Annotated in this window: 7 protein-coding genes, 1 tRNA gene and 1 pseudogene; 4 read left to right on the top strand and 5 right to left on the bottom strand. The window is 40.8% G+C overall.

Going from position 1 to position 14,612, the window contains the following annotated elements:
- Positions 1-271: 271 nt before the first annotated feature.
- Positions 272-1,135 (bottom strand): helix-turn-helix domain-containing protein, encoded by an 864-nt coding sequence (locus tag ACLV7Q_RS01510; RefSeq protein ID WP_218757210.1) that lies wholly within the window; start codon positions 1,133-1,135, stop codon positions 272-274.
- Positions 1,136-1,321: 186 nt separating this feature from the next.
- Here ACLV7Q_RS01510 and ACLV7Q_RS01505 point away from each other — a divergent pair.
- From ACLV7Q_RS01505 to cbpJ, 3 genes and pseudogenes are all read left to right on the top strand, one after another.
- Positions 1,322-1,492: pseudogene (locus ACLV7Q_RS01505) on the top strand (PhrA family quorum-sensing system peptide).
- Between the two features lie 777 nt (positions 1,493-2,269).
- Positions 2,270-3,211 carry a trypsin-like peptidase domain-containing protein gene (locus ACLV7Q_RS01500; RefSeq protein WP_411866014.1) on the top strand — a complete coding sequence of 314 codons (942 nt, stop codon included), beginning with the start codon at positions 2,270-2,272 and terminating at the stop codon, positions 3,209-3,211.
- Positions 3,212-3,229: 18 nt separating this feature from the next.
- Positions 3,230-4,150 carry a choline-binding protein CbpJ gene (gene cbpJ, locus ACLV7Q_RS01495; protein WP_218757212.1) on the top strand — a complete coding sequence of 307 codons (921 nt, stop codon included), beginning with the start codon at positions 3,230-3,232 and terminating at the stop codon, positions 4,148-4,150.
- Between the two features lie 223 nt (positions 4,151-4,373).
- Here cbpJ and ndk read toward each other — a convergent pair whose 3' ends face one another.
- The 3 genes from ndk to rpoB form a co-directional block, all read right to left on the bottom strand.
- Positions 4,374-4,787: a nucleoside-diphosphate kinase gene (ndk, locus tag ACLV7Q_RS01490; RefSeq protein ID WP_218757231.1), complete on the bottom strand. Its 414-nt coding sequence runs from the start codon at positions 4,785-4,787 to the stop codon at positions 4,374-4,376.
- Between the two features lie 350 nt (positions 4,788-5,137).
- Positions 5,138-8,815, bottom strand: a complete 3,678-nt coding sequence (gene rpoC / locus ACLV7Q_RS01485) for a DNA-directed RNA polymerase subunit beta' (protein WP_000228746.1) — start codon at positions 8,813-8,815, stop codon at positions 5,138-5,140.
- Between the two features lie 32 nt (positions 8,816-8,847).
- Entirely contained in the window at positions 8,848-12,459 is a 3,612-nt protein-coding gene (rpoB, locus tag ACLV7Q_RS01480; RefSeq protein WP_218757213.1) for a DNA-directed RNA polymerase subunit beta, read from the bottom strand.
- A 425-nt stretch (positions 12,460-12,884) separates the two neighbouring features.
- On the opposite strand from rpoB, the gene ACLV7Q_RS01475 reads away from it, so the two are divergent.
- Positions 12,885-12,955 (top strand) — tRNA-Cys (locus tag ACLV7Q_RS01475).
- Between the two features lie 243 nt (positions 12,956-13,198).
- Here ACLV7Q_RS01475 and ACLV7Q_RS01470 read toward each other — a convergent pair.
- Complete coding sequence (locus tag ACLV7Q_RS01470) at positions 13,199-14,530, bottom strand: hemolysin family protein (protein ID WP_218757214.1); 1,332 nt, start codon at positions 14,528-14,530, stop codon at positions 13,199-13,201.
- Positions 14,531-14,612 lie beyond the last annotated feature (82 nt).

The following is a 14,612-nucleotide window of genomic DNA, read 5'->3' as shown; positions in this document are numbered from 1 at the left end:
GGAGAAAAGAGAGAACTTTTTCTAATCTTCTCAAATGTCTTTTTAAGACGCTAAACAAACACCAGAGACTAATACTCAATGAAAATCAAAGAGCAAACTAGGAAGCTAGCCACAGGTTGCTCAAGACACTGTTTTGAGGTTGCAGATAGAACTGACGTGGTTTGAAGAGATTTTGGAAGAATATAAATTGAAATAAGGCTGATAGTATTCATTTCACTATCAGCCTTACAGGTTATTTAACGTTTCAGAAAAACTATAATGTCAAGATTAACTAAACAGTATCTAATTCCTTCAAATAATTTTCTATCTTCATCAGCATTAAAGGATTGTTATAAATCTTGCATAGCTCTCTTGCTTCCATATAATAATTTTTGACTTGTTCTCTGTCTAGAAATTTGGCTCCAGCATTTCCTACAAGAATAAGTAGAGGAGCCAGTTGGTAGCTTGTCTGTCTTTGTTTACAGAGTTCAATCGTCTCAAGAGCTTCTTGGATGGCTTCATTATATTTTTCCTTTGACACTAGATAGTGAGCGTAGTTGTAACGAACTCTGATGTAGCCAAATAAAAACTCTTGATGCTCAAAATTTTTTGTCTGATATAACTCCATCAAATGAGAGTAGTTTGCTTCATAATCTTGTTCACGACCTACTAAGGAATAGAAATTAGATAGAGTATTCAACGCCTTTAAATAAATCAGAGTATTTGAGGAGACTTTTAATAATATATTTTCCAATGACGAAATAGCCTCACACTTACTGTCATATTGATAGAAGTCAATAATAGCTTTAATCCATTCAAGGTAAGTTCGGTCTTCTAGTGTTAGAAAAGTACTTCGTTCAATCTCTATTCTATAAATATATTCCAAATTGTCATAATTTCTATCGTCTAATAGTCGAGCAGATAATTGCTTGAAATTAGAGAGGTTAGATTTAATTTCAATTTGTTCATTAAAAAAATAATCTAATGGCACTTCGAGTCGTTGTGAGAGTTTGAACAAAAGGTCTGCGGAGGGAATGAAATGCCCTCTCTCAATTTTACTAATCTGGCTTTGTTCACAAATTCCTTCTGCAAGAGTTTGTTGGGAGAGTCTCAACTCTTTTCTTTTCAATCTGAATTTCTCTGCGAGTGTATTCATTAAAGATAATAAACCTTCCTATTTGCTTAATTTCATTATAAAATTTTTAGTTCAAAATAGCAAGTTAAAGGAATAAATAATTCTTTGTGGTAATAAACAAAAAAAAGTTAAAAATTACATAAAAATGCTTGGCTAAATAAAATATATCTGTTAAAATAAGGATAATAAAAAAAAAGGGTTTCACGAATGAAGAAAAATCGTGGAATTCAAAAATTAGCTATATTAGCATTACTAGATGTTTTTACGTTTAGTAACACAATTCCTTACCAATAGTTTATTAAGAAGAATAAACTATTGGAGATTCGAGTACAATCACAAAAAAAATCGAATGGACTTGATGTTGGAAAGGCAGATTAAAGAATAATGGAATAGAATTAGTCTCTAGTATATTCGCTTTTATTATTCATTAAAAATTGTAGGGGCAAGTTTGAAAAAAATAAAAATTAGTTGATTGCTTATCTCTCCAAATTTTGGGTATCCTAATAGGATAAATAATTTTTAACACTAGGGGTCTCCCTTCACCAAATTTGAGTCTGCCTATCCCTTGACTATCCTTTCCTTTCACAAACGAGTCGCTTATTCAATTATAAGTTTACGTGCTCCTAGTCACAGTTCTTGTGCTTGATGGAAAGAATGACACCTATAAATATGCGAGGTAGTGGCTATACCACTCACTTATTCACCTCCCCGTGATTTGTAGTAGTGATAGGCTTTCTCACTATTATTATAAAACAAAATAAAGAGCACAACACCTTTTCATTCTGTGTTGTGCCTTGAGTGAAACGAAAGGAATGAATTATAAAAATGAAGAAAACATTTTATCGCAAATTCGGTATTTCAATTATTGCTAGTACTTTATTAGCTAGTCAGCTACCGACAGTATCTGCGTTGACTGTTATTTCAAGTACAGGCGAGGAGTATGAGGTAAGTGAAACATTACAAGAGGATCCAGGAACTAATAATTTTTCACTTCCCGATGTTTCACCGACTTATGGTCAATATTATACAAATCAGTCAGAAGTCATTATTGGCAAAAATGATTTAGTTAAGGTAAAAAATACTTTACAATATCCTTACTCTACATCAGCTTATGTAAAAGCAACATTCAAATTTAAAAATGCCGATTCAGTAGAAATAGGTACAGGTAGAGGAAGTGCTTCCTTTATCAAAGACAATGTTTTGATTACAGCAGCTCATGTCGTTTATGACCGTGAATCCAAAACAGAAGCGACTGAAGTAGAGATTATGCCTGCGGCTACTCCAGATAGTAATCCATTTGGTGAAATAAAAGTCAAAGAAGTTCGTTATTTAAAAGAATTTCGAAATACTGCTCCAAATGAGCTTACTACCTATGACTTAGCAGTTTTAATTTTGGAAGAACCGATTGGTGCTCAATTGGGGACGTTAGGACTTCCAAATAATTTAGAAAATACTAAAAATCTAGATGTAACAGTTACGGGATATTCTGCTGTTAATAAGGATATTAAGCAGATGTATACTGATACAAAAACGATACTTCAAGATACAAATGATTTTTTATTCTATCAAGTAGATACTTTGCGTGGTGCAAGCGGTTCAGCAGTATATGATTCTACCAATAGGGTTGTCGGAGTTCATACCAATGGGAGTGAGGCAGAACAAATGAATTATGCTGTCAAGTTAAATGAGAAGGCTCTATCTTTCATCTACTCTGTTATTCGAGGGCATTCTATTGATGGTTGGAAATTGATTGGTGGTACTTGGTACTATTATAAGAACAGTACGAAACAAACAGGTTGGCAAAAGATAAATGACACTTGGTACTATCTAGACGCCTCCGGTAAGATGCTCACAGATTGGCAAAAAGTAAATGGGAAATGGTATTATCTGGAAACCTCTGGTTCAATGGCAACAGGTTGGAAATATGTACGAGGCAGATGGTATTACTTAGATAATAAAAATGGAGACATGAAAACCGGTTGGATAAAAGTGAGAGGAAATTGGTATTATCTCAATTCAAGTGGAGCAATGGTTACAGGTAGCCAAACTATTGATGGGAAAGTTTATAATTTCGCTTCATCTGGTGAGTGGATTTAATATTGGAGGTATATATAAATGAAACTTTTGAAAAAAACTATGCAAGCTGGACTAACAGTAATTTTCTTTGGTTTGCTAGCTACGAATACAGTATTTGCAGATAACTCTGAAGGATGGCAGTTTGTCCAAGAAAACGGTAGAACCTATTACAAAAAGGGGGACCTCAAAGAAACGGACTGGCGAGTGATTGATGGGAAGACCTATTATTTTGATTATAATGGCGAAATGGTTGTTGGTTGGCAGTACATTCCAATGCCAGTTAAAGGATATACAATTGGTCCTTACCCTAATGGTATCAGATTAGAAGGTTCCCCAATGCCAGAATGGTACTACTTTGACGAAAATGGAGTGCTACAAGAGTTTGTTGGTTGGCAAGAATTAGAGCTAAAATATTCCTTAACCGTTGGGAAAAAACATGGTGAAGGCTGGGAAGGTCCCGAAGTTCTTAAATTAGCATACTACTACTTTGATCAAGATCATTATTTAAAGACAGGTTGGCTTTATGATCAATCTAACTGGTATTACCTAGCAAAAACAGGAAATTCTGGGAATAAGAATCTTGGTGGTGAAAGACGTGTAGGTTGGATAAATGATGGTTCAGCTTGGTACTATCTAGATTCAGAAACTGGTATCATGCAAACTGGTTGGAAGCAAATTGGCAATAAGTGGTACTACCTCCGTTCATCAGGTGCAATGGCAACAGGTTGGGCTTATGTTGGTAATAACTGGTACTATCTTCGTTCATCAGGTGCAATGTCCACAGGTTGGGTGAAAGATGGTTCAATATGGTACTATCTAAATGCAAGTAATGGAGATATGAAGACAGGTTGGTTCCAGGTTAATGGCAAATGGTACTATGCTTATAGCTCAGGTGCTTTGGCAGTGAATACGACCGTAGATGGCTATTCTGTCAATTATAATGGCGAATGGGTTCGGTAACGAATGCTAATCGTAACTGTAGTTGATACTTAACTTAGTAAAAAGGGCTTTTTTCTACCATTTGTCAACTCTATCAATTTTTAAGAATTAAGACTCTTTGTTAACTGTAGTGGGTTGAAGAAAAGCTAAGAATGAGAAAGGACGAAGTTAGTCCTTTCTTTTTTATGTGACTATACTTTCTATTCAAATGAGCTTTTAACCAATTGATTGAGCCAATCCACTCTTAAAACCAAAGAGCAATTTCTCGCTTAGCTGACTCTTCTGAATCTGAACCATGTACAACATTTTGGATAACCTCATTTTCTCCAGCAGCTTTTGCAAAATCACCTCGAATAGTTCCTGGTAAAGCTTCTTCTGGACGAGTAGCACCCATCATGGTCCGCCAAGTTTCAATTACTTTGGGACCTGAAATGACACCCACAAGGATTGGTCCTGAAATCATGAATTCACGAATCGGTGGGTAAAAACTTTGGGCAACCAAGTCCTGATAGTGCTGGTCAACCAACTCTTCTGAAACCTGTGAACGCAACTCCAATTTTTCGATTGTCAATCCACGTTGTTCAATGCGTTTCAACACCTCACCCACTAATCCTCTTTTTACACCGTCTGGTTTAATGATAAAGAATGTTTGTTCCATACCCGTCTCCTTTGTCAGCTTCTTTCTTTTATACTCTTCGAAAATCTCTTCAAACCACGTCAACGCCGCCTTGCCGTAGGTATGGTTACTGACTTCGTAAGTTCTATCCACAACCTCAAAACCATGTTTTGAGCTGACTTCGTCAGTCTTATCTACAACCTCAAAACTATGTTTTGAGCTGACTTCGTCAGTTTCATCTACAACCTCAAAACTGTGTTTTGAGCAACCTGCGGCTAGCTTCCTAGTTTGCTCTTTGATTTTCATTGAGTATTATTTTACCATATTTCATGGAAAAATGGAGAAAGTTTTCAGAAAAGAGAAAGAGAACCCGAAGGCTCTCTCATTCTCTTTTATTCTACTGTTTCTTCCACAGTTTCAACGGCAGTATCCACAACTACTTCTGTTGTTTCTTCATTCCCTTCTTCCTCTACTGGAGGATTAAGGTATTCTTCTTCGTTGATAGCATGTGGTTCAAGGTTACGGTAACGAGCCATACCAGTACCTGCTGGGATGATCTTACCGATGATAACATTTTCTTTAAGTCCAAGGAGATGGTCTTTCTTACCACGGATAGCTGCGTCAGTAAGGACACGAGTTGTTTCCTGGAAGGAAGCCGCTGACAAGAAACTGTTAGTTTCAAGTGAGGCTTTGGTAATTCCCATAAGGACTGGGCGACCTGTCGCTGGAACTCCACCTGCGATAAGGACATCTTTATTGGCATCTGTAAAGTCATTGATATCCATGAGGGTCCCCATGAGGAGATCTGTGTCACCTGGATCCATGACACGAACTTTACGGATCATTTGACGAACCATTACCTCGATGTGTTTGTCACCGATTTCTACCCCTTGGCTACGGTAAACTTTTTGCACTTCACCGAGAAGGTAAGTTTCAACTGACAAGACATCACGAACTGCAAGGAGACGTTTTGGCTGGATAGAACCTTCTGTAAGAGCAGCACCACGCGCTACTTGGTCTCCAACTTCTACACGCATACGAGCGGTAAATGGAACGACGTATTCACCTTCGCCAGTTTCGCCCTTAACAAAGACTTTCTTAGTACGAGTTGATGCATCTTCTTCGATAGCTGTAACTTGTCCTTTAACCTCTGTGATAACTGCTTCCCCTTTAGGATTGCGGGCTTCAAAGATTTCTTGTACACGAGGAAGACCCTGAGTGATATCGGTATTTGAGGCAACCCCACCCGTGTGGAAGGTACGCATTGTAAGCTGTGTACCAGGTTCCCCGATAGATTGGGCAGCGATTGTACCAACTGCTTCACCAACTTCAACCGCATCACCAGTCGCCAAGTTGATACCATAACAGTGACGGCAGACACCATGACGAGTGTTACATGTAAATACGGAGCGGATAGTCACTTCTTCCACACCAGCATTGACAATTTCACGCGCCTTGTCTTCTGTAATCAACTCATTTGGACCGATAATCACTGCACCAGTTTCTGGATGTTTAACAGTTTTCTTAGTGTAACGACCATTGAGACGCTCTTCAAGAGACTCGATCATCTCTTTTCCTTCTGCGATAGAGCGGATCAAGAGACCACGGTCTGTTCCACAGTCGTCCTCACGGATGATAACGTCTTGGGCAACGTCAACCAAACGACGAGTCAAGTAACCTGAGTCGGCTGTCTTAAGGGCCGTATCGGTCATACCTTTACGGGCACCGTGAGTTGAGAAGAACATTTCGAGTACTGACAAACCTTCGCGGAAGTTTGAAAGGATTGGCAATTCCATGATGCGTCCGTTCGGAGCAGCCATCAGACCACGCATACCGGCAAGCTGTGAGAAGTTTGAGATATTACCACGGGCTCCAGAGTCCATCATCATAACGATTGGGTTCTTAGGATCTTGGTTGGCAATCAAGCGTTTCTCTAGTTTTTCACGGGCAGCACGCCATTCAGCTGTAACGGCATTGTAGCGCTCGTCGTCTGTGATCATACCACGACGGAATTGTTTTGTGATTTGTTCTACACGTTTGTGTGATTCTTCAATGATTTCAGCCTTGTCATCAACGACTGGAATGTCGGCAATACCCACTGTCAATCCTGCAAGAGTTGAGTGGTGGTAACCAAGGTTCTTCATACGGTCAAGCAGGGCAGAAGTTTCTGTCGTACGGAAACGTTTGAAGATTTCAGCGATGATATTTCCAAGATTTTTCTTCTTGAATGGAGGGTTAAGTTCAAGATTGCTGATAGCTTCCTTGATATCTCCACCAAGTGGCAAGAAATATTTAGCTGGAACGCCTTCTGTCAAGTTGGCATTGTTTGGTTCTTGCAAGTATGGTAGACCCTCTGGCATGATGTCGTTGAAGAGAATTTTACCAACTGTTGTAAGCAAGACCTTATGTTTTTGCTCTTCTGTCCAAGGCTTGTTGAGGCTGTCTGTTGCGATACCAACACGTGAATGGAGGTGAACATAACCATTACGGTAAGCCATGACAGCTTCATCACGGTCTTTGAAAACCATTCCTTCACCTTCACGACCAGCTTCTTCCATGGTCAAATAGTAGTTACCCAAAACCATGTCCTGAGATGGAGTAACAACTGGTTTACCATCTTTCGGGTTCAAGATGTGCTCAGCAGCTAGCATCAAGATACGAGCTTCTGCTTGAGCTTCTTCTGAAAGCGGTACGTGGATGGCCATTTGGTCCCCGTCAAAGTCAGCATTGTAGGCTTCACAGACAAGTGGGTGCAAGCGAAGGGCCTTACCATCAATTAAGACTGGCTCGAAGGCTTGGATCCCCAAACGGTGAAGGGTCGGTGCGCGGTTCAAAAGCACTGGGTGTTCTTTGATCACTTCTTCAAGAATATCCCAGATACGCTCATCTCCACGTTCGACCAAGCGTTTAGCTGCTTTGACGTTTTGCACGATATCACGCGCAACGATTTCACGCATCACGAATGGTTTAAAGAGCTCAATCGCCATTTCACGTGGCACACCACATTGGTACATCTTAAGAGTTGGACCAACGGCGATAACAGAACGTCCTGAGAAGTCAACACGTTTACCGAGCAAGTTTTGACGGAAGCGTCCTTGTTTACCTTTAAGCATGTGGCTCAATGATTTCAGTGGACGGCTACCTGGTCCTGTGATTGGACGACCACGACGACCATTGTCAATCAAAGCGTCAACCGCTTCTTGAAGCATACGCTTCTCATTTTGAACAATGATACCTGGTGCATTCAACTCAAGCAAACGAGCCAAACGGTTGTTACGGTTGATAACACGGCGGTAAAGGTCATTCAAGTCAGATGAGGCAAAACGGCCACCATCCAACTGCAACATAGGACGAAGATCTGGTGGAATAACCGGAAGGATGTTGAGAATCATCCATTCAGGTTTGTTTCCAGACTTGTAAAAGGCATCCAAAACATCCAAACGACGGATAGCCTTGACACGTTTTTGTCCAGTAGCTGTTTTCAACTCTTCTTTGAGTTCAGCAATTTCTTTTTCAAGATCTACTTGTTTCAACAGGTCTTGGATGGCTTCGGCACCCATCTTGGCAACGAATGATCCATAACCATACTCACGCAAGCGCTCACGGTATTCGCGCTCTGTCATGATAGACTTGTGCTCCAGTGGTGTATCCTTAGGATCAATCACCACATAAGCCGCAAAGTAGATAACTTCCTCGAGGGCACGAGGGCTCATATCAAGGGTCAAGCCCATACGACTTGGAATCCCCTTGAAGTACCAGATGTGAGATACAGGAGCTTTCAATTCGATATGCCCCATACGCTCACGACGAACTTTTGTACGCGTTACTTCAACCCCACAACGGTCACAAACAATTCCTCTGTAACGAATGCGTTTGTACTTACCACAAGCACATTCCCAGTCTTTTGTAGGACCAAAGATCACTTCATCAAAGAGTCCTTCACGTTCTGGTTTCAAGGTACGGTAATTGATTGTTTCAGGTTTTTTGACTTCTCCATAAGACCATGAACGGACCTTGCTTGGAGAAGCTAGGGTGATTTGCATACTTTTAAAACGATTTACATCAACCACTATTTCTTCCCTTTCTATTCTAAGTGAACTGCTTATTCTTGTTCAGCAGCTTCTTCTGTTGCTTCCGCTTTTGTTGCTTTCTCAGCTTCTTCAGCTTCAAAGGCTGCTTTAGCCTCTTGGGCTGCTTTTTCGCGGGCTTTTTCAAGGTCATCTACGTGGATGACATCTTCGTCCATTCCTTCATCCAAGTCGCGAAGTTCCACTTCTTGGTCATCTTCGTCTAGGACACGCATGTCAAGACCAAGAGATTGCAATTCTTTGACAAGAACTCGGAAGGATTCTGGAACACCTGGTTTTGGAATTGGTTTTCCTTTTGTAATAGCTTCATAAGCTTTCAAACGTCCGTTGATATCGTCAGACTTGTAAGTCAAGATTTCTTGAAGGACATTTGACGCACCGTAGGCTTCAAGAGCCCAAACCTCCATCTCACCGAAACGTTGTCCACCAAACTGAGCTTTACCTCCGAGTGGTTGTTGGGTAACAGTTGAGTAAGGTCCGACTGAACGAGCGTGCAATTTATCATCAACCATGTGGTGGAGTTTGATCATGTACATGACTCCGACAGAAACACGGTTATCAAACGGTTCCCCAGTACGTCCATCGTAAAGGATTGTTTTGGCATCGCTATCCATACCAGCTTCTTTAACAGTTGACCAAAGGTCTTCAGAACTTGCTCCGTCAAAGACTGGTGTTGCGATGTGAATACCAAGAGTACGAGCCGCCATACCAAGGTGGAGCTCCATAACCTGACCGATATTCATACGTGATGGCACCCCAAGTGGGTTCAACATGATATCGACTGGAGTTCCGTCTGGAAGGTAAGGCATGTCTTCTACAGGAACGATACGAGAGACAACCCCTTTGTTTCCGTGACGTCCAGCCATCTTATCTCCGACCTTGATCTTACGTTTTTGAGCGATGTAGACGCGAACCAGCATATTGACACCTGATTGCAACTCATCTCCATTTGCACGTGTAAAGATTTTAACATCACGAACGACACCATCGGCACCGTGTGGTACACGAAGAGAAGTATCACGCACTTCACGAGATTTATCTCCGAAGATAGCGTGCAAGAGACGTTCTTCAGCTGAAAGGTCCTTCTCACCCTTAGGTGTTACTTTACCTACAAGGATATCACCTTCTTTAACCTCAGCACCGATACGGATAATCCCCATTTCGTCAAGGTCTTTAAGAGCGTCTTCCCCAACGTTTGGAATTTCACGAGTAATTTCTTCAGGCCCAAGCTTTGTATCGCGTGTTTCTGATTCGTATTCTTCAAGGTGAACAGATGTGTAGACATCATCTTTAACCAAGCGTTCGCTCATGATAACAGCATCCTCGAAGTTGTAACCTTCCCAAGTCATGTAGGCAACGATTGGGTTTTGTCCAAGCGCCATTTCTCCATTTTCCATAGAAGGTCCGTCAGCGATGAAATCGCCTTTTTCAACGACATCGCCAACTTTTACGAGAGTACGTTGGTTGTAGGCAGTACCTGAGTTTGAACGACGGAATTTTTGGATGTGGTAAACGTCCAATGAACCATCTTCACGACGAACTTCTACCTTGTCAGCATCTGCATAGGTAACTTTACCGTCATACTGAGCAATCACAGCAGCTCCTGAATCGTGGGCTGCTTGGTATTCCATACCAGTACCAACGTAAGGTGCCTGAGGATTGATCAATGGCACAGCCTGACGTTGCATGTTGGCTCCCATGAGGGCACGGTTGGAGTCATCGTTTTCCAAGAAAGGAATACATGCTGTCGCAACGGCAACTACCTGTTTTGGTGAAACGTCCATGTAGTCAACAATATTGGCTGGATACTCTTGGTTGACCCCTTGGTGACGTCCCATGACAATCTTCTCAGCAAAGGTTCCATCTTCGTTAAGACGAGAGTTTGCCTGTGCTACAGTAAATTCATCTTCTTCATCAGCTGTCAACCAAACAATTTCGTTGGTAACAACACCTGTTTCACGGTCAACCTTACGGTATGGTGTTTGAACAAAACCATACTTGTTCAAGTGCCCGTAAGATGACAAGTTATTGATCAAACCGATGTTAGGTCCTTCAGGTGTCTCGATTGGACACATACGACCATAGTGAGTGTAGTGCACGTCACGTACTTCATATCCGGCACGGTCACGTGTCAAACCACCAGGTCCTAAGGCTGACAAACGGCGTTTGTGAGACAACTCAGAAAGTGGGTTGTGTTGGTCCATGAACTGTGACAACTGTGATGAACCAAAGAATTCTTTAACTGCAGCTGTTACAGGGCGGATATTGATAATTTGTTGTGGTGTCAAGACTTCGTTATCTTGAACAGACATACGTTCACGAACATTACGTTCCATACGAGAAAGTCCAAGACGTACTTGGTTGGCAAGCAATTCACCAACCGCACGGATACGACGGTTTCCAAGATGGTCGATATCATCTACACGGCCAAGTCCTTCCGCCAAGTTGAGGAAGTAGCTCATTTCAGCAAGGATATCTGCAGGAGTAACGATACGAACCTTGTCATCTGGATTAGCATTACCAATGATAGTTACGACACGGTCTGGATCAGTTGGAGCAACAACCTTGAATTTTTGAAGAACAACTGGCTCAGTCACAACGGCTGCATCATTTGGAATGTAGACAATCTTGTTCAAGTCACCATCCAAATGGCTTTCAATACTTTCAATCACGCTACGAGTCATGATTGTACCAGCTTCTACCAAGATTTCTCCAGTTTCAGGATCTACCAATGGTTCCGCAATTGTTTGGTTGAGCAAACGTGTTTTAACATTGAGTTTTTTATTGATCTTGTAACGACCGACAGCTGCCAAGTCATAACGACGTGGGTCAAAGAAACGAGCTACAAGCAAGCTACGTGAGCTTTCAGCAGTCTTAGGCTCACCTGGACGAAGACGTTCGTAGATTTCTTTCAAAGCTTCGTCGGTACGAGAGTCCATTGGATTCTTGTGGATATCTTTTTCGACAGTGTTACGAACCAATTCGCTGTCACCAAAGATATCAAAGATTTCATCATCACCTGAGAAACCAAGCGCACGAACCAAGGTTGTAAATGGAATCTTACGAGTACGGTCGATACGAGTGTAGGCGATGTCTTTTGAGTCGCTTTCAAGTTCCAACCAAGCTCCACGGTTAGGGATAACAGTTGAACCGTAGCCCACTTTACCGTTTTTATCAACTTTATCATTAAAGTAAACACCTGGTGAGCGAACCAACTGAGATACGATGATACGTTCACCACCATTGATGATGAAAGTACCCATTTCTGTCATGATTGGGAAATCACCAAAGAAAACTTCTTGGGTTTTGATTTCGCCTGTTTCTTTATTGATCAAGCGGAAGGTTACAAAAATTGGTGCTGAGTAGCTAGCATCGTGGATACGAGCTTCTTCTAGCGTGTATTTTGGTTCCTTGATTTCATATCCAACAAATTCCAACTCCATTGTGTCTGTGAAGTTTGAAATTGGCAATACATCTTCAAACACTTCCTTAAGACCGTGGTCTAGGAAATCTTTGAATGAGTCAGTTTGAATTTCAATCAAATTTGGTAAGTCAAGAACTTCTTTGATTCTTGAAAAACTACGACGGGTACGATGTTTCCCGTATTGAACGTCATGTCCTGCCAAGATGATTCTCCTTTGTAAATAAGTTCCAAGCCTTGTCAATCAGGCTTTTCTAATCGTCATATGGTTGTAAAACCCCTATCACCGTGTCCCTTTGATAAATTTTCAGAATCTTTAAGTCTTTGTTACAAGTACTCAAAATCCTGAAAAAAAGCACAAAAAGAGCAGCTAAATCTGACTTTTTCAGAAGATTTAACTGCTGTGAGCCTTGTCTGGACAATATTTCAGACAAAACCTACGACAAATGATTACTCATATTATACCCTATTTAGCTAGATTTTTCAAGGGGATTCAGTAGGTTTTTGGTGAATTTTTTCCATTTTTTTCCTATAGAAAACTTGGCATCACATTCGAATCACACTATGGTACAAAAAACTGAAAAAACTATTGACTGAGAATGATTTTCAAGGTATAATAAGAAACGTTAAGGCGGTATAGCCAAGTGGTAAGGCACGGCTCTGCAAAAGCTTGATCGTCGGTTCAAATCCGTCTACCGCCTTCTATAACCTGATTTGTTAGGTATCAGATGAATAGAAAGTCCAATTTAAAGGGCTTTTTTATTTTTTCTTCGGATAAATACGGATAACTTACAAAAATTTTGGGGCTGAGTTTTCCCAGAATACGACTTCCCTATGAATTAACCGAAATAGACTCCAGTCTCTCGTACTCTTTGCTATAAATCATTAAAGAACCTTTGAAACTGAAAAAAGCTTCATCACGCCTGGTGACAAAAGCCTCTAGTTTACTCTGTTTCTTCTTCTATTTCAACTTCGGTAATTTGGACTTTTACCTTGGTAACACGTCCATTTTTCACTTTATCATTGGTTAAGATAAGTTGTTTGTTTTGGCTGACCAATTCATAGCTGAGTTTCTCAGTCGTCGGAATAGTCCCCACTCCTGTCAAATAATAACCAGCGATGGTATCAACGTCATCACTTTCCAGTTCAACATCAAAGTAATTATTGAAATCATTGAGGGTCATCGTTCCTTGAACAATGTAGGTATCCTCGCCAATCTGATGAACATCTATTGCTGCTTTGTCCGTTTCATCATCAATTTCACCAACAATTTCCTCTAAAAGGTCTTCCAAGGTCACCAAACCAGCCATCCCACCGTATTCATCCAGCAAGATTGCCATTTGTCTTTGGGTGTTTCGCAATTCTTTTAGCAAGTCATCCACAAAAATAGTTTCAGGTACAAAAAGTGGATCTTGTAAAATTTTCTTCCAAACAATATTATCAAAACCGTCCACAAAACCAGCCTTAAGGAGACTCTTGGTGTGAATGATTCCAATCACATTGTCCTTATCCCCATCATAAACCGGGATACGAGAATAATTTTGTTTTAAAATACTTTGGATAATGCTTTGACTATCATCCTGAATATCCACCATAAAAGCATCTGTCCGAGGAACCATAACCTCTCGTGCCATCAGTTCATCGAGCGAAAAGACACCTTGTAGCATCTCAATCTCATCAGCATCCAATGTTTCTTCACTATTTGTCAGCATATAGGCAATTTCATCACGGGTCATCTTTTCATCCGCATCATCGAATGACATAGGAGTCAAATGGCTCAAGAAATTGGTAGAAGCAGCTAAAAGCCAAACAAAAGGACTGACTAGTTTTCCGATCCCAATGATAACCGGCGCTGTACGAATGGCCAAGGCATCCTTTAGATTAAGAGCGATTCTCTTAGGATATAATTCCCCAAAAACGATGGAAATATAGGTCAAAAATGCCAAGGATAGAAAAGTTGCCACGGCTTGTGCTGTTTCGCCATTCCCAAGCCAAGAGGCAATCACACGTCCTAGAGTATCAGCTAAACTCGCCCCTGATAAGATTGTAATCAGAGTGATTCCTACCTGAATGGTTGATAAAAAGTGGTTAGGATTTTCTAGTACCTTCAGCAGGCGGATGTAGCGTCTGTCTCCTTCTTCCGCCTTTTGTTCAACCCGCGCACGATTAAGAGAAACCATGGCCATTTCTGTGGCTGAGAAAAAGGCATTTAATACCGTCAAGATAAACAATAAAACAAATTGTAGCAACAAATTCTGACTACTTGGGTCTTCCATAGTTCTTCTCCTAAAATAGTATCTTGTCACTTATTATATCACAAAAATTAGCTCAGTACATATTATTTTTTCTCAGTGTCTA

This window comes from Streptococcus mitis (assembly GCF_965111725.1).
In the GTDB taxonomy this organism is placed as follows: Bacteria; Bacillota; Bacilli; order Lactobacillales; family Streptococcaceae; genus Streptococcus; species Streptococcus mitis_DV.
Note: the sequence above shows the minus strand (reverse complement) of the source record. Positions and strands in the feature narration are given on the sequence as shown.

Excerpts from the sequence above, each read along its gene's own strand:
- ACLV7Q_RS01510 (WP_218757210.1), bottom strand. The coding sequence starts at position 1,135 with ATGAATACACTCGCAGAGAAATTCAGATTGAAAAGAAAAGAGTTGAGA.
- cbpJ (WP_218757212.1), top strand. The coding sequence starts at position 3,230 with ATGAAACTTTTGAAAAAAACTATGCAAGCTGGACTAACAGTAATTTTC.
- ndk (WP_218757231.1), bottom strand. The coding sequence starts at position 4,787 with ATGGAACAAACATTCTTTATCATTAAACCAGACGGTGTAAAAAGAGGA.
- ACLV7Q_RS01470 (WP_218757214.1), bottom strand. The coding sequence starts at position 14,530 with ATGGAAGACCCAAGTAGTCAGAATTTGTTGCTACAATTTGTTTTATTG.